This is a genomic window from Mesorhizobium sp. KR2-14, assembly GCF_040049255.1.
Taxonomy (GTDB): Bacteria; Pseudomonadota; Alphaproteobacteria; order Rhizobiales; family Rhizobiaceae; genus Pseudaminobacter.
In genome coordinates, this window is sequence record NZ_JBDZDR010000009.1 from 24,679 (window position 1) to 42,354 (window position 17,676).

A 17,676-nucleotide genomic window follows, 5' to 3' on the forward strand; every position below is an offset into this window, starting at 1 on the left:
AACGCCCTGCCCCCGACTTGAAGAGGCGAGTTTCTTGAAGACGATTACCATCGACCAGCTCCTGTCCGGCGTCGGCACCGAGGTCGGCGTTTCACCCTGGCGCACGGTCACCCAGACAATGATCGACCAGTTCGCCGATGCGACCGACGACCACCAGTTCATCCATTGCGATCCGGCGCGCGCCGCGCGCGAGACCCCCTTCGGCGGCACCATTGCGCACGGTTTCCTGACGCTGTCGCTGCTCTCCGCCATGACCTACGAGACCATCCCCCGCATCGAGGGCGGCGACATGGGCATCAATGCGGGCTTCGAAAACCTCAAATTCGTCGCGCCGGTGAAGACCGGTTCGCGCATCCGCACCCGCTTCTTCCTCGCCGACGTGAAGGTGCGGCCGTCCGGCTGGATCCAGATCAGCCACGACGTGACCATCGAGATCGAAAACTCGAAGAAGCCGGCTCTGACCGCCCGATGGCTGACGCTTACTTTCGTGGCGCCCCAAGACGATGCAGCCCCGGCGCAGGGGTGATCGCTGCCGCCATTCGTGCCCGCAGCGCGCTCCCGTCATTAGATCGAGGTTGTAAAACCAAAGCATTGCTATCCCTCCTCCCATGGCAGGCGTAAAATCGTCTTGCTAACCCGAGGCCGCTCTCCCTTGCGTGCGGGGAGCAGCCACGGTGAACCGTCCGGGAGGACACACAATGGCTGTCACCGCGAGTGCGGGCTCGTCCCCGCGCGGCATGACCCGCGAGGAGAAGAAGGTCATCTTCGCTTCCTCGCTGGGCACCGTCTTCGAATGGTACGACTTCTACCTCTACGGCTCGCTGGCGGTCTTCATCGGCGCCGCCTTCTTCAGCGAGTATCCGGAGGCCACGCGCAACATCTTCGCGCTGCTGGCGTTTGCCGCCGGCTTCCTGGTGCGCCCCTTCGGCGCGCTGGTGTTCGGCCGCATCGGCGACCTTGTCGGCCGTAAATACACCTTCCTCATCACCATTCTGATCATGGGGTCGTCCACCTTCCTGGTCGGCCTCTTGCCGGGCTCGGCGTCCATCGGATTTGCCGCGCCGGTCATCCTGATAGCGCTACGCATGCTGCAGGGGCTGGCGCTCGGCGGCGAATATGGCGGGGCGGCGACCTATGTTGCCGAACACGCGCCCAACGACCGGCGCGGCTATTACACCTCATGGATCCAGACCACCGCTACGCTCGGCCTGTTCCTGTCGCTCATCATCATCCTGGTGGTGCAAAGCTGGCTCGGGCCGGACGTCTTCAAGGCCTGGGGCTGGCGCATCCCGTTCATCGTTTCGGTGGTGCTGCTCGGCATCTCGGTGTGGATTCGCCTGTCGCTGAGCGAGTCCCCGGCCTTCAAGCGCATGAAGCAGGAGGGCAGAGGTTCCAAGGCGCCGCTGAAAGAGGCCTTCGGCCAGTGGAAGAACGCCAGGATCGCGCTGCTGGCCCTGTTCGGCCTCACCGCCGGCCAGGCCGTGGTCTGGTATTGCGGCCAGTTCTACGCGCTGTTCTTCCTGCAGAACGTGCTCAAGGTCGACGCCTTCTCGGTCAACGTCATGATCGCGATCGCACTGGCCATCGGCTCCATCTTCTTCGTGGTCTTCGGCTGGCTGTCCGACAAGATCGGCCGCAAGCCGATCATCATGGCCGGGCTGGCGCTGGCCGTCCTCACCTACTTCCCGCTGTTCAAGGCAATGACCTGGGCCGCCAACCCGGCGCTGGCCACTGCTCAGCAGAATGTGAAGGCGCACGTGACCGCAGCACCCGGCGACTGCAAGTTCCAGTTCAACCCGACCGGCACGGCAAAGTTCACCACGTCCTGCGACATTGCCACGGCGTTCCTCACCAACAACTCTGTGCCTTATGACGTGGTTGCGACGGCGGCCCCCGGCACTCCGGCAGTGGTCAGGATCGGCAACGAGACGATCGAATCCTACGATGCAATCGCCGCCGGCGACCAGGCCAAGGCCAAGCAAGCGGCCTTCGCCAAGGGGGTGAACACCGCCCTGCATGACGCCGGCTATCCGCTGATGCGTGAGACGTCGAAGGTGCCTGACGTCAAGCTCGACGCCTTCGTGGCTGCCAACCCGGAACTGAAACTTGACGCGGCCGCCATCCGCGCCGGCGAGAAGACGATGGTGCCCGTGGCCGATCTGATAGCCAGCAAGGCGCTGACGCCCGAAGAAGCCGGTGGCGCGACCGAAATGGCGGTCTACGCCATACCCGCCAGCGGCGCCTTCAAGATGGTCGCAAACCCCGCGGCGGTGAACTGGCCGATGATCATCGGCATCCTGTTCATCCTCGTGATCTATGTCACCATGGTCTACGGGCCCATCGCCGCGATCCTGGTCGAAATGTTCCCGACCCGCATCCGCTACACCGGCATGTCGCTGCCCTACCACATCGGCAATGGCTGGTTCGGCGGCCTGCTGCCGGCGACCGTCTTCGCCATGAGCGCCTACAAGGGCGATATCTACTACGGCCTCTGGTATCCAATCGTGGTTGCGGCGATGACCTTCATCATCGGCATGATTTTCGTGAAAGAAACCAAGGGCATCGACCTCCACGCCATCGACTAGGCGCAGCGAGGACCAAGAAGCCCCGGCCGCAAGCCATGCGCCGGGGCTTTCATGCTTTTTTCGCGGGGGAGATGGGCCGGCTATTTCTTTGGCTTCGGCCCGCCGGGAATAGAGGTCGAGATGACGGAAACCGGATCGCTGGCCGGGAACGTGTCTTCCAGGCCTTCCTCGAGCTTTTCTTCCTTCGTCTCCTCTTGCGCGCGCTGCTCCTTTTCCAGTGAGCGCACGGCAGGAGATTTCTTGGCTTCGGGACTCGGTTGCTGGGTTGGTTTCGGCATGGCGCTTACCCTCCTTGCTTCAGAGGACAAACGCCAGCCGTGTATCTAAGGTTCCGCGCCTCAGGCGGCCGCGTCGGTCGCCGCCTGCGCCAGGAAGGCGAAGACGTAATCCGAAAACGAACGCCAGCACTCGACGCGGAAAGCATCTTCCGCCGTGCGCAGCAGAACGATCTCGACCTTGCCGAGCACGGTGCGCGAGCAGGCCCCGACCGGGAACGCCGCCAGCGACAGGTCCTGCGGGCAGCCGGCGTTGATGCAGGCAGCCGCCGCCGGCCCGGTCACCGAGATGCCGACGTTGCGGTGCGATATGCCGACCGCCGAATGCAACTGCTTGACGCCGGCGCAGTCCGCCAGCGGGTCGCCGCCGGCCTCGTCGATCACCATCCATTCGTCCGGGCCGAGCCAGAGCGCGGTGCGGCCGTCCTTGGTAGCCGACGTCTTCGGCGCCTTGGGCAGCGTCAGCCCGAGCGCCTTGGAAAGCGCGGCCACGGAGGCTGCCGGCGCGCGCAGCGAAATGCGCTCGGCCGGCGCAAGAACGGCCAGCTTGACGCCCTTGGCGGAGAACTCGCGGCCGGCCTGTGCCGGTGCGCGCGCGGCCATGGCCACGGTTGTTGCAGTCGCAGCATTAGCCATTGAGGCGCTCTCCCTTCTCGTCGAAGAACACGGTGCCGGTCACTTCCACCTCGATGATGCGGTCGGGCATCGGCACGTAAAGCGTCTGGCCGATGCGGTCGCGTCCGTCCGTCACCAGCGCCAGCGCGATGCCACGGCCGCAGTTTTCCGACCAGTAGCTAGAGGTGACATGGCCGATCATCTTCATCGGCACCGGCTGCTTCGGGTCAGCTACGATCTGCGCGCCCTCCTCCAGCACCTCCTTCGGGTCCTTCGCCTTCAGCCCGACAAGCTGCTTGCGGCCCTTGCCCACGAGGTCGGGCCGCGCCATGCCGCGAATGCCGACAAAGTCGGTCTTCTTCTTGCCGACCGCCCAGTCGAGCCCAGCGTCGTTCGGCGTCACGGTGCCGTCGGTATCCTGGCCGACGATGATGTAGCCCTTCTCGGCGCGCAGCACGTGCATGGCCTCGGTGCCGTAGGTGCAGGCGCCGTGCTTCTGGCCCTCGGCCCACAGCGCTTCCCACACTGCCTGACCGTAATCGGCCGGTACGTTGACCTCGAAGCCGCGCTCGCCGGTGAACGACATGCGGAAGAGCCTCGTCGGCACGCCGCAGATCTTGCCCTCGCGCACCGACATATGCGGCATCGCTTCGTCCGACAGGTCGATGCCCTCGACCAGCGGCTCGATGATCTTGCGCGAGTTCGGGCCCTGGACCGCAATCACCGCCCACTGTTCGGAGATCGAGGTCAGCCAGACGTCGAGATGCGGGAACTCGGTCTGGAGGTAATCCTCCATGTGGTTCATCACGCGGGCAGCGCCGCCGGTCGTGGTCGTCACGTGGAAGCGGTCCGCCGCCAGCCGGCCCACCACGCCGTCGTCATAGATAAAGCCGTCCTCGCGCAGCATGATGCCATAGCGGCAGCGGCCGACTTCGAGCTTCTCCCACGGATTGGTGTAGAGCAGCTCCATGAACTTGGCCGCATCCGGGCCCACCACCTCGATCTTGCCGAGCGTGGAGGCGTCGAACATGCCGGCCGACCTGCGCACGGTCGCGCATTCGCGGTTGACGGCGGCATGCATGTCCTCGCCGGCCCTTGGGAAATACCAGGCGCGCTTCCACTGGCCGACATCCTCGAACACCGCGCCATGGGCCTCGGCCCAGCCATGCATCGGCGTTTTGCGGGTCGGGTCGAACAACGCGCCGCGCCCGTGGTTGACGATTGCGCCGAAGGTCACCGGCGTATAGGGCGCGCGGAAGGTGGTGAGCCCCACCTGCGGGATCGGCTTGTCCAGCGTCTCGGCGGCAATCGCCAGGCCGTGCATGTTGGAAGTCTTGCCCTGGTCGGTCGCCATGCCGTTGGTGGTGAAGCGCTTGACGTGCTCGATGGAGTGCATGCCCTCGCGCACGGCAAGGCGGATGTCCTTGGCGGTGACGTCGTTCTGGAAGTCGACGAAGGCCTTCACGGTCGTGTCCGGGCCGGCGCCCGGGCCGGCGCCCAGCATGCCGCGCGACCAGCTTTCGCTCGCCTCGACCTTGGGCTTGGTGCCCCTGCCGGCGCCGCCGGCTTCCCTCGCCACCTTCGCACCGGCCGCATAGGCTTCATCGACGCTGCCCGCGAGCCCGTCGGTGCCGTTGCAGGCGCCCACCGACACGCAGTCCTGGGCATAGGTGCCCGGCAGGAAGCGCTTGGTCTCCTCGTCGAAGGCGACCTTGCCGCGCGACTGCGAGAACAGGTGCACCGAGGGCGTCCAGCCCGCCGACATCAATAGCGCGTCGACGGGAATGGTACGCTCGCCACCGCCGTTCTTGGGCTGGATGGTCATGGACGACACGCGCAGGCGGCCGCCGGTGCGGATGACGGCGCGGCCATGGTTGATCTCGATGCCCAGCGCGCGCGCCTCCTCGACCAGCGGGCCGGAGGGGTTGTCGCGCAGGTCGACGATGGCCGCGATGTTCACACCGGCCTTCTTCAGGTCGAGGGCGGCCGCATAGGCGCTGTCATTGGCAGTGTAGACGCCGACATTCTTGCCCACCGAAACGCCGTAGTGGTTGAGATAGGTGCGAGCGGCCGAAGCCAGCATCACGCCCGGGCGGTCGTTGTCGGCAAACACCATGTGGCGCTCGATGGCGCCGGTGGCCAGCACCATGCGCTTGGCCCGCACCTGCCACAACCGCTCGCGCGGCAGGTCGCGGTCGGGAGTTGCCAGATGGTCGGTCACGCGCTCGACGAGGCCGACGAAGTTCTGCGCGTAGTAACCGAAGGCGGTGGTGCGCGACAGCAGACGCACATTGTCCATGGCCGAAAGCTTCGCCACGGCGGCCTGCGCCCAGCTCCAGCCGTCGGTGCCGTCGATCGCAGCTCCCGCTTCAAAGCGCAAGCTCCCGCCGAATTCGGCCTGCTCGTCAGCCAGGATCACGCGCACGCCGGTCTCGGCCGCTGCGAGGGCCGCCGCGATGCCGGCCGCACCGCCGCCCAGAACCAGCACCTCGCAATGCTCGAAGCGCGAGGAGTAGTGGTCGGAATCGGGCTGGTCGGGCGCCACGCCGAGGCCCGCCGCGGCGCGGATCTTCGGCTCATAAAAGCTCTTCCAGGCCGCCTTCGGCCACATGAACGTCTTGTAGTAGAAGCCGGCCGAAAACATCGGCGAAGCCAGATCGTTGACCGCGCCGACGTCGAAGGACAACGACGGCCAGCGGTTCTGCGAGGTGGCGTTGAGCCCGTCATAAAGCTCCTGCACCGTGGCGCGCACGTTCGGCGTCTTGCGCGTGGCGTCGCGTTCGATGCCGACCAGCGCGTTCGGCTCCTCGGCGCCGGCTGAGAGAATGCCGCGCGGGCGGTGATACTTGAACGAACGGCCGACCAGATGGATGCCGTTGGCAAGCAAGGCCGAGGCCAGCGTGTCGCCGGCAACGCCCGAAAGGTGCTGACCATCGAAGGTGAAACGCAAGGTCCTTGCCGGGGTCAGCCGGCCCTGGCCTGCAATGCGGTGCGTGGCGGCCATCACGCGTCTCCCTTCTTTGCGGTGGCTTTCTTCGCCGCCGGCTTCTTGGCTTTGTCTTCCTGGGCGTCGTTCTGCGCGGCCTCGGCCGCCGGCGCCTCGCTCGGCATGATCTTGGCGAGGTCCGGCTTGGGCTCGCCAGCCTTGTAGGTCACGACGAACTTGTCGGTCACGGTGTCGCGCACCGCGTTGAAGAAGCGCGCGCAGCCATGCACATGGCGCCAGCGCTCGAAGGTGATGCCCTTCGGATTGGAGCGGATGAAGAAGAACTTCTCGAAGTCCTCGTCGCTCAGCTCGGCCATGTTGGACGAGCGCGCGATATGCGCTTCACCGGCGTTGCGGAACTCGAGTTCCGGACGCTCTTCCTCGCAATAGGGGCAGCGGATGAGAAGCATTTTTGTCCCCCTTGGTGATCAGTGAGCCACGGCGGCAGCTGCCGCCTCATCGATCAGACGGCCGGTGCGGAAGCGCTCCAGCGTGAACGGCGCGTTGATCGGATGCGGCTCGTCGCGCGCGATGGTGTGGGCAAAGACATGGCCCGAGCCCGGCGTCGCCTTGAAGCCGCCAGTGCCCCAGCCGCAATTGACGTAGAGCCCCTGCACCGGCGTCTTGGCCAGGATCGGCGAGCGGTCGGGCGTCACGTCGACGATTCCGCCCCACGAACGCAGCATCTTCATGCGCGTGAAAATGGGGAACATCTCGCAAATGGCGTCGAGCGTGTGGTTGAGGATATGGAGCCCACCCGTTTGAGAGTAGGAAGTGTACTGGTCGGTCCCGGCGCCGATCACCAGTTCGCCCTTGTCGGACTGCGAGATATAGGCATGCACCGTGTTCGACATCACCACGCAGGGGAACACCGGCTTGACCGGTTCCGACACCAGCGCCTGAAGCGGATAGCTTTCCAGCGGCATGCGCACGCCTGCCATATCCATCAGCACGGAGGTGTGGCCGGCCGCCACCACGCCCACCTTCTTGGCGCCGATAAAGCCGCGCGAGGTCTCGACGCCGGTCACCGCGCCGTTGGCCGCACGCTTGATGCCGGTGACCTCGCAATTCTGGATGATGTGGACGCCGCGTGCCGAGGCGCCGCGTGCATAGCCCCAGGCCACCGCGTCGTGGCGGGCCGTGCCGCCGCGCCGCTGCAGCGTGGCGCCCATCACCGGATAACGAGCATCCTTGGAGATGTTGAGCGGCGGGCAGAACTCCTTGGCCTGCTCGGACGTCAGGTATTCGTTGTCGACGCCGTTGAGCCGGTTCGCGTGGACATGACGCTTGAGCACCTGCACATCATGCACATTGTGCGCCAGCATCATGACGCCGCGCGCCGAATACATGACGTTGTAGTTGAGGTCCTGGCTGAGCCCGTCCCACAGCTTCACGGCGTGGTCATAGATGCCGGCCGACTCATCATAGAGATAGTTGGAACGGATGATGGTGGTGTTGCGGCCGGTGTTGCCGCCGCCGAGCCAGCCCTTCTCCAGCACTGCCACATTGGTGATGCCGTGCTCCTTGGCCAGGTAGTAGGCGGTGGCCAGGCCGTGACCGCCGGCGCCGATGATGATGACGTCGTATTCGGCCTTCGGCTCGGGCGAGGACCACTGCTCCTCCCAGCCCTTGTGGCCGCGCATGGCTTCGCGCGCGATGGCAAATACCGAATATTTCCGCATGGACTTGATCTCGTGAATGCCGGAACGGGAGCGTTTCTGAATCAGAGGCGACGTGTAGCACTAGCGAAAAGGCAGTACCAGCTTTGCGCTGTTTGCGACGGCGAATGCCGCTTTGGGCCATGCGGCGGCCCAGCTTTGCCGGCAGCCGCCAGCGGGGCTCGCGGAGAATTCCGATTGACCTTGCCGCCCGCTCGGCCATAGTGGACAGACGAGTGATTTGTCCACTCCGCATGCGCTTTTTTGGGCAGGCTTTTCGGGGCTTTTGCTCTACCCCTCTCGACATGCCCCCTTGATTCTGCTATCAGCCGCCCCAATTCGCGGTGGTGACCGCTGCGAAAGCAGTTGTAGCGTGCCCCGCTTTATTGAATCAAACGAAAGACAGGATCGCCCGTGCAGGTACTCGTCCGCGACAACAATGTTGATCAGGCGCTTCGCGCGCTCAAGAAAAAGATGCAGCGTGAAGGCATCTTCCGCGAAATGAAGATGCGCGGCCACTACGAGAAGCCTTCCGAAAAGCGCGCCCGTGAAAAGGCCGAAGCCGTCCGCCGCGCCCGCAAGCTGGCCCGCAAGCGCGCCCAGCGCGAAGGCCTGCTGCCGATGGCGCCGCGTCCGGCTGCCCGCCCGGCGCGTTGATCTCGCCAAGTTTTCGTCCTTTTCCAAGGATAGCGGAAGGTGGGGTGACACGCTGTCACCGCCACCTTTTTGTTTTGGTTGAAATCTGAGAACAGTGATTTGCCGCAGGGGAGCACACCTCCGGCGGCTGGAAGGGGGATGACGCGATGCAAGCAGTGACCGGCGACCGCAGGATCTTCTGGCGCGGACCAGCCACGATCGCGGTGATGCTTTCCGGCCTCGCACTCGCCGCCTGCCAGACCGGCGGCCCCGCCGGCGAACTCACGAAAATCGACACGGCGCAGAGCTCCAGCGAGAACATCGCCTCGCTTTCGGCGGTCATCGCTCGCAACCCACAGGACCCGGAAGCCTACAATGTGCGCGGCTCGGCCTATGGCCGCGGCGGCAAGTATCGCGAAGCCCTGCAAGACTTCGACACCGCCATCCAGCTGCGCCCGAATTTCTACCAGGCCTATGCCAACCGCGCCCTGATCCATCGCTTCATGGGCAACCAGGCCAATGCTCTCAGCGACTACAACCGCGCTGTCCAGCTCAATCCCAATTACGATGCCGCCTATATCGGCCGCGGCAATCTCTACCGCAAGGCGGGGCGCGTTCAGGAAGCCTTCAACGACTTCCAGAAGGCGATCCAGCTCGACACCACCGACCCTCGCGCCTACCACAATCGCGGCCTGATCTATCAGCAGCAGAGGCAGCACGCCTATGCAATCGAGGATTTCTCCACCGCGATCTCGCTGGCTCCCGAGGCGGCCGAGCCCTATAACGGCCGCGGCCTTTCCTACCTCGCCACGAACGACGAGGAGAACGCCTTCGCCGACTTCAACATGGCGATCAAGCTCGACGGCAACATCGCCGAGAGCTGGGCCAACCAGGCGCTGATCTACGAGCGTCGCGGCGACAAGGCCAAGGCCGCCCGCTCCTATTCGCAGGCCGCAAGGCTCGACCCCAACTACAAGCCCGCCATCGAGGGCCTGGCCCGCACGCGCGGCTGACCGCCCCCCACGGCAAGACCGTTCCATTCTCGGCGCCCGGCGGAAATCCTGCCGGGCGTTTGCATTTTCGCGGATTTTTCATCGTGGTGCCGCCGGCGCGGAACCTTGCACGCGGTCGCCGGTTATCCCCGCAATCGGCGGTATTCTGCCGGGTTTTGTCGATCATTGATTTTTACAAGCGAAGGGATCAACTCGATGAATACCTCCCTTATTGCGGCCGCCGTGCTGGCCGCCACCGTGGCTGCTCCAACCTTCACCACGCCCGCGCACGCACTCGGCATCAGAGTTGGCACGCTCAGCTGCGCCATCGGCGGCGGGGCGGCCTACATCATAGGCTCGAGCAAGGACGTGATCTGCACGTTCCAGAGCATTGACAGGAACGTTCCGGTTGAAACCTACCGCGGCCGCATCGACAAGCTGGGCGTCGACGTGGGCCTGACCGCTGGCGGTGGGTTGGTATGGTGGGTCATCGCTCCGACCTGGGACGCCTATATGCCGGGACAACTAGCCGGCTATTATGTCGGCGCGACGGCCGAAGCCAGCACCGGCATCGGCGGGGGCGCCAATCTGCTGGTCGGCGGGCTTTGGAACAGCTTTGCCCTGCAACCGCTCAGCGTGCAGGCGCAAACCGGCGTCAACGCTGCCGTCACCGCCTCGAAGCTGCAGCTGGTCAGCGCTCAGTAGGCCGACGCTCGGTCCCATGTGGCCGGCAGTGGCGCCGGCGCCTCTGCGCCAGGTCTGACGGATCGCTTGATCCAGTAGCCTGGCCGCATTGCCGACTGCGCGTCATTCGATTTAAGAACCGTTTGGTTTCTTAATCGAACGAGGCGTCGTGCCAGACAGTGCCCCAAGCGATGACCGCATCCTGCGGTTCCTGAAATTTCGCGGCGAGCAAGCCACGGCCGCGATAGCGCAGGAACTCGGAATCACCCCGCCCGGCGCGCGAAAACATCTCGCTGCGCTGCTGGCGGGTGGGCTGATCGCATTTGAGGATCGCGCCGGGCGTGTCGGCCGCCCGGAGCGCCATTGGCGCTTGACCGACCTCGCGCAAAAGCGCTTCCCCGACAGCCATGCGGTGCTGACCGTCGAGATGCTCGATTCGCTCCGCGCCCTGTTCGGCGAGGAGGGCCTCGACCGGCTAATCGGCGACCGCGAGCGCCAGATGCTGCAGCGCTATGAAGCCGCCCTCTCCGACCGCGAAGGGCTCGGCGCCCGCGTCGCCGCCCTCGCTCACATCCGCGCCCGCGAAGGCTACATGGCCGAGACAGAACAACTGCCGGACGGCGCGTGGCTGCTTGCCGAAAACCATTGCCCGATCTGCGCCGCGGCCAGCAGTTGCCGCAACTTCTGCCGCTCCGAACTTGCACTGTTCCGGCAGGTGCTTGGCCCGGACGTCAGCGTCGAACGCGTCGACTACATACTCGAGGGCGCGCGCCGCTGCGCCTACCGCATCCAGCCTGCCTTGGAGGAGCATTCATGAACGCAGGGACCAATCGGGCCGACTGGCGGGCATTGTGGGCGAGCGGCGACCTCGCCCGCTTCATGTTCATCTGCCTGGGCATCATGCTGCACGCCACCAACGAGACCATGGTGGCCACGGTCATGCCGGCCATGGTCGGCGAACTTTCCGGCGTGGAGCTGGTGGGCTGGTCGCTGGCGATCTACGAGGTCGGTGCCATCGTGGCCGGCGCGGCCGCCGGGCGGCTTATCACCTATGTGCCTTTGCGCAGCAACATGGCGGTGGCCGCCCTGCTCTATGCCGCTGGCGCGGCCGTGTGCGCTATGGCCCACACCATGCCCCTGTTCCTCGCCGGCCGGCTGGTCGAGGGGCTGGGGGGCGGCGCGCTGGTGGCGCTGGCCTTCGTCTCGGTGGAACGGCTTTTCCCGCGCAACATCTGGCCGCAGCTATTCGGGGTCATGTCGGCCATCTGGGGCGTGGCGGCTTTCAGCGGACCGCTGGTCGGCGCCCTGATCACGCAGCTGGTCTCCTGGCGGTGGGCCTTCGGCGTCTTCTTCTTCCTCGGCGGCGGCATGGCGCTGGCGTGCTTTGCCGTACTGCGCGGCCCTGCCGCCACCCGGCGCCAGGCCATCTCCGACGCGCTGCCGCCCTTCCCGTTCGTGGCGCTCGCCGCGCTGGCGGCCAGCGTCGTGATGATTGCGCTGGCCGGCGTGCGCATCGAGATGCTGCGCTCGACCATCCTGCTGGTCGCGGGCCTCGCCGGGCTTGCGCTTTTCTTCGTGCTCGATGCCCGCAAGCCCCTGTCGCGGCTGTTTCCCCGCCGGCCGTTCGACCGGCGCACCCCGGTCGGCAATGGCATGATCATGGTGGCGACGTTTTCGGTCGCTACCTGCTCCTTTGCCGTCTACGGACCGCTGCTGCTCACCAGCCTGCACGGCATTTCGCTTCTGACGGCCGGTTACATCATCGCCGCGGAATCGATCGCCTGGTCCATCCTCTCGATCCTGGTCGCCAATGCGCCGCCCCGCCACGAGAGGCTGATCATCGTCGGCGGCGCCGCCATGATCGCCGCCGGCATCGCCGGCTTCGCCCATGCGGTGCCCGCTGGCTCGATCGCGCTTATCCTGCTGTGCGCGCTGCTGCAGGGCGGCGGCTTCGGCATTGCCTGGCCATTCGTCACCCGCGTCATCGTGGCGGCGGCCGATCCCGGCGACAGCACCATCGCCTCCTCGGCAGTGCCCACCATGCAGCGCATCGGCTATGCCGTGGGTGCCGCCTCCTGCGGCATCATCGCCAATGCCGCTGGATTTTCCGAAGGCCTGTCGGGGCAGACAGCCCAAAATGTCGCGACGTGGCTGTTCCTGGCCTATGTGCCGCTGGCGCTGGTGGGTGTTCTTGCCGCCGTGCGGCTGACGGCGGGCGCAAGCAGGCCCGCCGTCGCATAAGCAGCTAGCGCTTGTAGCCCTTGCCGTAGTGGGCCTCCAACCGGGCCTGCACCATCTCGAACAGGAACGAGAGGAACCAGTAGATCAGCGCGGCCGTGGTCAGCATCTCGATGTAGCGATAGCTGGCGCGGCCGAAGGACTGGGCAAGGAACATGATCTCCCACACGCCCATCACCGAGATGAGGGACGAGTCCTTCAGCATGGCGATGAATTGCGAGCCCGTCGGCGGGATCACGATGCGCATGGCCTGCGGCAGCACGATCTTCCACATGATCTGCCTGCGGTGCAGGCCGAGCGATGCGCCCGCCTCATGCTGGCCGGCCGGAACCGACAGAATGCCCGAGCGGAAGATCTCGCTGAGATAGGCGCCGTAGTTCAGCGACAGCGCGATGATGCCGGACGGCACCGCATCCGGCACCGGGCCGATCTGCGGCAGGCCGAGATAGATCAGGAAGATCTGCACCAGCAGCGGCGTGCCGCGGAAGAACGAGGTGTAGAAGGTCGACAGACCATAGAACAGGGCATTGTTGGAAAGCCGGGCCAGTGCCGAGAGCAGGCCGAGCACTATCGACGCGGCGATGCCGAAGAAGCACACAAAGAGCGTAAGCGCCGCCCCCTGGATGAAGCCGTCCTTTGTCAGCCGCAGACCGGCCAGCATCGGAAACTTGTCGACAATGAAGGGGAAGTCGAGGCCGAAGCTCAGGAAGAACAGCACGAACAGCGCAAACAGCGCCGTCCATACACCGGCCACCTGAACCTGGAACAGGCGGCCGCGCTTGTCGACCACCTCGGGCGGGAGCAACTTCCCGCCCTCGGCAATCTCGGTAGTCTGGTTTGTCACGCCGCTACTGCTTGCTGGAGATGTCTTTTCCGATCCACTTCTCGGAAATCTTGGCCAGCGTGCCGTCGGCCTCCATTTCCTTGAAGATTTCCTTGATCTTGGCATTCCATTCCGGGTCGCCCTTTTCGGCGGCAACCCAGATCGGCTCGTGGAACAGCTCGCCGTCAATGATCTTGAACTTGCCGCCCGAATTCTCGACACGCTCCTTGGCGGTCAGGTAGCCGGAGACGACAGCGTCGAGACGCTTGCCGCTGCCCAGCGCCAGATCCTGGAAAGCGGTGTCTTCCGAATCGTACGGAACCGCGGTGACGTTATCGAAGGGGAATTCGATGTCCTGCTTGTGCCCGTCCGGCGTCTCGATCACCAGCTGCTTGTCGATGTATTTCTCGAAGGTGGAGCCGGCTTCGGAGCCAATCTTCTTGCCGCTCAGGTCGGCAGCGCTCTTGATATCGGTGTTGTCGCTGTTGACCACGATCACGGCAGGTGCCGCGTAATACTCGTTGACGAAGTCGAGCACCTTGCCGCGCTCGGCAGTCGGCGTCATCGAGCAGATGCAGATGTCCCAGCGGCCCTTCCAGTTGCCGGCAGTGATGATCGCCCAGGACGGCGTCTCGACCTTGTAGTCGACGCCCAGCCGCTTCGCGAATTCCTTCGACACGTCGATGTCGAAGCCGTCCATCTCGCCCTTGTCGTTCATGAACGAAAACGGCTGGTAGGCCTGGTCCGTCACCTCCACCAGCAGCTTGTTCTTCATCACGCGGTCCAGCGTCTCGCCGGCCTGTGCCGAGACCGCGCCCGCCATCACGCAGCCGAAAGCGGCTGCCGCTGCAACAATTCGTTTCATGTCCGATTTCCCATCCTTTGAGCTCACGGCCCGTGTTCCGCCTGATTACCGATCTTGGAGAGCCGGCTTAGCCAATTTCAATCATGTATATACAAATCGGGCAAGCCGTGATTCGCACCACCAATAAAAAAGGGCCGTCACAAACGGCCCTCTTTCTTAAATCAGAATTTCCGCGGAAACCATTCCAGTTCCGACCTAATGGTCCATCGCCTTGACGATTTCCTCGGTCATCTTCTTGGCGTCGCCCAGCAGCATCATGGTGCCGTCCTTGTAGAACAGCGTGTTGTCGATGCCGGCATAGCCGGAGCCGAGCGAGCGCTTGACGAACAGGCAGGTGCGCGCCTTGTCCACGTCCAGGATCGGCATGCCGTAGATCGGCGAGTTCTTGTCGTCGCGCGCCGACGGGTTGGTCACGTCGTTGGCGCCGATGACATAGGCCACGTCGGCCTGGGCGAACTCGGAGTTGATGTCCTCGAGCTCGAACACCTCGTCATAAGGCACGTTGGCTTCGGCCAGCAGCACGTTCATGTGGCCCGGCATGCGGCCTGCGACCGGGTGGATGGCGTATTTCACGTCGACGCCGTTGGCCTTGAGCTTGTCGGCCATCTCGCGCAGCGCGTGCTGCGCCTGCGCCACCGCCATGCCGTAGCCCGGCACGATGATGACCTTCTGCGCGTTCATCATCAGATAGGCGGCGTCGTCGGCGGAGCCCTGCTTGACCGTGCGCTCGACGCCGTCATGCGCCGCCGCCGTCGTCTCGCCGCCGAAGCCGCCGAGGATGACCGAGATGAAGGAGCGGTTCATGCCCTTGCACATGATGTAGGACAGGATCGCGCCCGACGAGCCGACCAGCGCGCCGGTGATGATCAGCGCGAGATTGCCAAGCGTGAAGCCCAGTGCCGCCGCGGCCCAACCCGAATAGGAGTTGAGCATCGACACCACGACCGGCATGTCGGCGCCGCCGATCGGGATGATCAGCAGCACGCCCAGCGCCAGCGACAGCGCCACGATCAGCCAGAACACGGCATAGCTCTGCGTGACCACCAAGAGCACGATCAGCACCGCAAGCGTCGCGCCCAGCACGATGTTGATGACATGGCGCGCCGGCAGCATGATCGGCTTGCCCGACATGCGCCCGTCGAGTTTCAAAAAAGCGATGACCGAACCGGTGAAGGTGATGGCGCCGATGGCCACGCCCAGGCTCATCTCGACCAGGGCCTGGCCGTGGATGGCGCCGACCGAACCGATGCCGAAGCTCTCGGGCGCATACATGGCGGCTGCCGCCACCAGCACGGCGGCCATGCCGACGAGGCTGTGGAAGGCCGCCACCAGCTGCGGCATCGAGGTCATGGGGATGCGGCGCGCCACCACGGCGCCGATGCCGCCGCCGATCGCCAGGCCGACGACGATGAGCGCGAAGCCGCCGACCGAGGGTGTGGCCAGCGCCAGCGTGGTGGCAATGGCGATGGCCATGCCGACCATGCCGTAGATATTGCCCTGGCGGCTGGTCGTCGGGTGCGACAGGCCGCGCAGCGCCAGGATGAACAGGATGCCGGAGACCAGATAGAGGAAGGAAGCGAGGTTGGCGTTCACGTCACTTTTCCTTCTTCTTGTACATGGCCAGCATGCGCTGGGTGACGAGGAAGCCGCCGAAGATGTTGACCGACACCAGCATCAGCGCGACGAAGCCGAAGCCGGTGGCCAGCCCCGAGGCGGCGATGCCGACCGCCAGCAGCGCGCCCACCACGATCACCGAGGAGATCGCGTTGGTCACCGCCATCAGCGGCGTGTGCAGCGCCGGCGTCACCGACCAGACCACGTAATAGCCGACGAAGATCGCCAGCACGAAAATGGCAAAGCGGAACACGAACGGGTCGATGGCGCCGCCGGATGCGGCATGCGCAGCCGCGCCGGCGGCTTCCGCCGCACCTTGCGCGTTCACCAGGTCCTGGACTCCGAGACGCACCGCCGCGACCGCCTGGTCGAGCTGGTCGAGCGCCTGTTCGAGCGCGGTCTTGTCCATCATGCATCCCCCTTCGACGTCTTGGCGGCAGGCTTTTTCGCGGCGGTTTTCCTGGCCGCCGGTTTGGCAGCCGGCTTTTCAGCCGCCTCGGGCGCGCCTGCGGCTGCCTGTGCGGCTGCCGCGAAGGCCGGATGCACCACCTGGCCGGCATCGGTCAGCATGGTGGCCTTGACCAGCTCGTCGTCGCGGTTGATTGCCAGCTGCTTTGTCTCCTTGTCGACCAGCGTTTCGAGGAAGGCAAAAAGGTTCTTGGCGTAGAGGAGCGAGGCCGAGGCCGCGACGCGGCCCGGCACGTTGAGATGGCCGACGATCTTGACGCCGTTTTCGGTGGTTACGACCTGGCCCGGCACTGCGCCCTCGACATTGCCGCCGCGCTCGACGGCGAGGTCGACCAGCACCGAGCCCGGCTTCATCGAGGCAACCATCTCCTTCGACACCAGCTTGGGCGCCGGGCGGCCGGGGATCAGCGCCGTGGTGATGACGATGTCCTGCTTGGCGATGTGCTCGGCGGTCAGCGCCGCCTGCTTGGCCTGGTATTCCTTGGACATTTCCTTGGCGTAGCCGCCCGCCGTCTCGGCCGCCTTGAACTCCTCGTCCTCGACCGCGAGGAACTTGGCGCCGAGCGAGGCGACCTGCTCCTTGGCCGCCGGGCGCACGTCGGTGGCGGTGACGATGGCGCCGAGGCGGCGCGCCGTGGCGATGGCCTGCAGGCCGGCCACGCCCACGCCCATGATGAACACCTTGGCCGCCGGCACCGTGCCGGCCGCCGTCATCATCATCGGCAGCGCGCGATCGTATTCGGCGGCTGCGTCGATGACCGCCTGGTAGCCGGCCAGGTTGGCCTGGCTGGACAGCACGTCCATCACCTGCGCGCGGGTGATGCGCGGCATGAATTCCATGGCGAAGGCGGTGACCCCGGTCCTGGCCAGCGCCGCGACCGCGGCGTCGTTGCCATAGGGGTCCATGATGGCGATGACCGCCGCGCCCTTCTTGTAGCCCTTCAGCTCGGCCTCGGTCGGACGGCGCACCTTCAGCACCACGTCGGCCTTGGCCGCGTCGGCGGCCTTGCCGATCTTCGCCCCGGTCGCCTCGAAATCGGCGTCGACGATTCGGGAGCCAAGCCCGGCGCCGGCTTCGACCACCACGTCGAAGCCAAGCCCGGCCAAGCGTTTCACCGTTTCCGGAGACGCCGCCACCCGCGGCTCGTTGGGATCAACTTCCTTCGGAACAAAGATCGTTTGCGCCACGGCATGGCCCTTTCGGCTGAAAACCACCAGGCGCAGCTCGGCCGGAGCG

17 protein-coding genes are annotated in these 17,676 nt (G+C 65.3%); 7 read left to right on the forward strand and 10 right to left on the reverse strand.

What is annotated here, in order from left to right:
* Positions 1–34 precede the first annotated feature (34 nt).
* Both ABLE86_RS19465 and ABLE86_RS19470 read left to right on the forward strand, forming a co-directional pair.
* Entirely contained in the window at positions 35–526 is a 492-nt protein-coding gene (locus ABLE86_RS19465) for a MaoC family dehydratase (protein WP_348780644.1), read from the forward strand.
* Between the two features lie 172 nt (positions 527–698).
* Complete coding sequence (locus ABLE86_RS19470) at positions 699–2,585, forward strand: MFS transporter (RefSeq protein WP_348780645.1); 1,887 nt, start codon at positions 699–701, stop codon at positions 2,583–2,585.
* Positions 2,586–2,665: 80 nt separating this feature from the next.
* Here ABLE86_RS19470 and ABLE86_RS19475 read toward each other — a convergent pair whose 3' ends face one another.
* From ABLE86_RS19475 to ABLE86_RS19495, 5 genes are read right to left on the reverse strand one after another with little or no spacing between them, the layout of a single operon-like run.
* Positions 2,666–2,863, reverse strand: a complete 198-nt coding sequence (locus ABLE86_RS19475) for a hypothetical protein (RefSeq protein ID WP_348780646.1) — start codon at positions 2,861–2,863, stop codon at positions 2,666–2,668.
* A 60-nt stretch (positions 2,864–2,923) separates the two neighbouring features.
* Positions 2,924–3,496, reverse strand: a complete 573-nt coding sequence (locus ABLE86_RS19480; RefSeq protein ID WP_348780647.1) for a sarcosine oxidase subunit gamma — start codon at positions 3,494–3,496, stop codon at positions 2,924–2,926.
* Positions 3,489–6,479: a sarcosine oxidase subunit alpha gene (locus ABLE86_RS19485; protein ID WP_348780648.1), complete on the reverse strand. Its 2,991-nt coding sequence runs from the start codon at positions 6,477–6,479 to the stop codon at positions 3,489–3,491. Before ABLE86_RS19485 ends, ABLE86_RS19480 begins: the two co-directional genes overlap by 8 nt.
* Positions 6,479–6,871, reverse strand: a complete 393-nt coding sequence (locus ABLE86_RS19490) for a sarcosine oxidase subunit delta (protein ID WP_348780649.1) — start codon at positions 6,869–6,871, stop codon at positions 6,479–6,481. The genes ABLE86_RS19485 and ABLE86_RS19490 overlap by 1 nt, the downstream gene beginning before the upstream one ends.
* Before the next feature lie 18 nt (positions 6,872–6,889).
* Positions 6,890–8,143: a sarcosine oxidase subunit beta gene (locus ABLE86_RS19495; protein WP_348780650.1), complete on the reverse strand. Its 1,254-nt coding sequence runs from the start codon at positions 8,141–8,143 to the stop codon at positions 6,890–6,892.
* Between the two features lie 390 nt (positions 8,144–8,533).
* On the opposite strand from ABLE86_RS19495, the gene rpsU reads away from it, so the two are divergent.
* The 5 genes from rpsU to ABLE86_RS19520 all read left to right on the forward strand — a co-directional run bounded on the left by rpsU (position 8,534) and on the right by ABLE86_RS19520 (position 12,672).
* Entirely contained in the window at positions 8,534–8,776 is a 243-nt protein-coding gene (gene rpsU, locus ABLE86_RS19500) for a 30S ribosomal protein S21 (RefSeq protein WP_348780651.1), read from the forward strand.
* A 146-nt stretch (positions 8,777–8,922) separates the two neighbouring features.
* Positions 8,923–9,768, forward strand: a complete 846-nt coding sequence (locus ABLE86_RS19505) for a tetratricopeptide repeat protein (RefSeq protein WP_348780652.1) — start codon at positions 8,923–8,925, stop codon at positions 9,766–9,768.
* A 195-nt stretch (positions 9,769–9,963) separates the two neighbouring features.
* Complete coding sequence (locus tag ABLE86_RS19510) at positions 9,964–10,452, forward strand: DUF992 domain-containing protein (protein ID WP_348780653.1); 489 nt, start codon at positions 9,964–9,966, stop codon at positions 10,450–10,452.
* Between the two features lie 148 nt (positions 10,453–10,600).
* Positions 10,601–11,248, forward strand: coding sequence for a metalloregulator ArsR/SmtB family transcription factor (locus ABLE86_RS19515; RefSeq protein WP_348780654.1), 648 nt, complete (start codon positions 10,601–10,603; stop codon positions 11,246–11,248).
* On the forward strand, positions 11,245–12,672 hold the full coding sequence (locus tag ABLE86_RS19520) for an MFS transporter (protein WP_348780655.1): 1,428 nt from the start codon (positions 11,245–11,247) through the stop codon (positions 12,670–12,672). Before ABLE86_RS19515 ends, ABLE86_RS19520 begins: the two co-directional genes overlap by 4 nt.
* Positions 12,673–12,676: 4 nt before the next feature.
* Here the strand turns inward: ABLE86_RS19520 and ABLE86_RS19525 are convergent, their stop codons facing one another.
* From ABLE86_RS19525 to ABLE86_RS19545, 5 genes are all read right to left on the reverse strand, one after another.
* Positions 12,677–13,513, reverse strand: a complete 837-nt coding sequence (locus ABLE86_RS19525; RefSeq protein ID WP_348780656.1) for an amino acid ABC transporter permease — start codon at positions 13,511–13,513, stop codon at positions 12,677–12,679.
* A 4-nt stretch (positions 13,514–13,517) separates the two neighbouring features.
* Complete coding sequence (locus tag ABLE86_RS19530; protein ID WP_348780657.1) at positions 13,518–14,357, reverse strand: transporter substrate-binding domain-containing protein; 840 nt, start codon at positions 14,355–14,357, stop codon at positions 13,518–13,520.
* A 195-nt stretch (positions 14,358–14,552) separates the two neighbouring features.
* Positions 14,553–15,950: an NAD(P)(+) transhydrogenase (Re/Si-specific) subunit beta gene (locus ABLE86_RS19535; protein ID WP_348780658.1), complete on the reverse strand. Its 1,398-nt coding sequence runs from the start codon at positions 15,948–15,950 to the stop codon at positions 14,553–14,555.
* A 1-nt stretch (position 15,951) separates the two neighbouring features.
* Positions 15,952–16,380, reverse strand: coding sequence for a proton-translocating transhydrogenase family protein (locus tag ABLE86_RS19540; protein ID WP_348780765.1), 429 nt, complete (start codon positions 16,378–16,380; stop codon positions 15,952–15,954).
* The gene (locus tag ABLE86_RS19545; RefSeq protein WP_348780766.1) at positions 16,380–17,627 is read right to left on the reverse strand and encodes a Re/Si-specific NAD(P)(+) transhydrogenase subunit alpha; all 1,248 of its coding nucleotides are present in this window, start codon (positions 17,625–17,627) and stop codon (positions 16,380–16,382) included. The genes ABLE86_RS19540 and ABLE86_RS19545 overlap by 1 nt, the downstream gene beginning before the upstream one ends.
* Positions 17,628–17,676 lie beyond the last annotated feature (49 nt).

What these genes read in the sequence shown, in the direction of transcription:
- ABLE86_RS19480 (WP_348780647.1), bottom strand. Translation starts at nt 3,496, where the DNA reads ATGGCTAATGCTGCGACTGCAACAACCGTGGCCATGGCCGCGCGCGCA.
- ABLE86_RS19485 (WP_348780648.1), bottom strand. Translation starts at nt 6,479, where the DNA reads ATGGCCGCCACGCACCGCATTGCAGGCCAGGGCCGGCTGACCCCGGCA.
- ABLE86_RS19490 (WP_348780649.1), bottom strand. Translation starts at nt 6,871, where the DNA reads ATGCTTCTCATCCGCTGCCCCTATTGCGAGGAAGAGCGTCCGGAACTC.
- ABLE86_RS19510 (WP_348780653.1), top strand. Translation starts at nt 9,964, where the DNA reads ATGAATACCTCCCTTATTGCGGCCGCCGTGCTGGCCGCCACCGTGGCT.
- ABLE86_RS19520 (WP_348780655.1), top strand. Translation starts at nt 11,245, where the DNA reads ATGAACGCAGGGACCAATCGGGCCGACTGGCGGGCATTGTGGGCGAGC.
- ABLE86_RS19540 (WP_348780765.1), bottom strand. Translation starts at nt 16,380, where the DNA reads ATGGACAAGACCGCGCTCGAACAGGCGCTCGACCAGCTCGACCAGGCG.
- ABLE86_RS19475 (WP_348780646.1), bottom strand. Translation starts at nt 2,863, where the DNA reads ATGCCGAAACCAACCCAGCAACCGAGTCCCGAAGCCAAGAAATCTCCT.
- ABLE86_RS19530 (WP_348780657.1), bottom strand. Translation starts at nt 14,357, where the DNA reads ATGAAACGAATTGTTGCAGCGGCAGCCGCTTTCGGCTGCGTGATGGCG.
- ABLE86_RS19470 (WP_348780645.1), top strand. Translation starts at nt 699, where the DNA reads ATGGCTGTCACCGCGAGTGCGGGCTCGTCCCCGCGCGGCATGACCCGC.
- ABLE86_RS19505 (WP_348780652.1), top strand. Translation starts at nt 8,923, where the DNA reads ATGCAAGCAGTGACCGGCGACCGCAGGATCTTCTGGCGCGGACCAGCC.
- ABLE86_RS19495 (WP_348780650.1), bottom strand. Translation starts at nt 8,143, where the DNA reads ATGCGGAAATATTCGGTATTTGCCATCGCGCGCGAAGCCATGCGCGGC.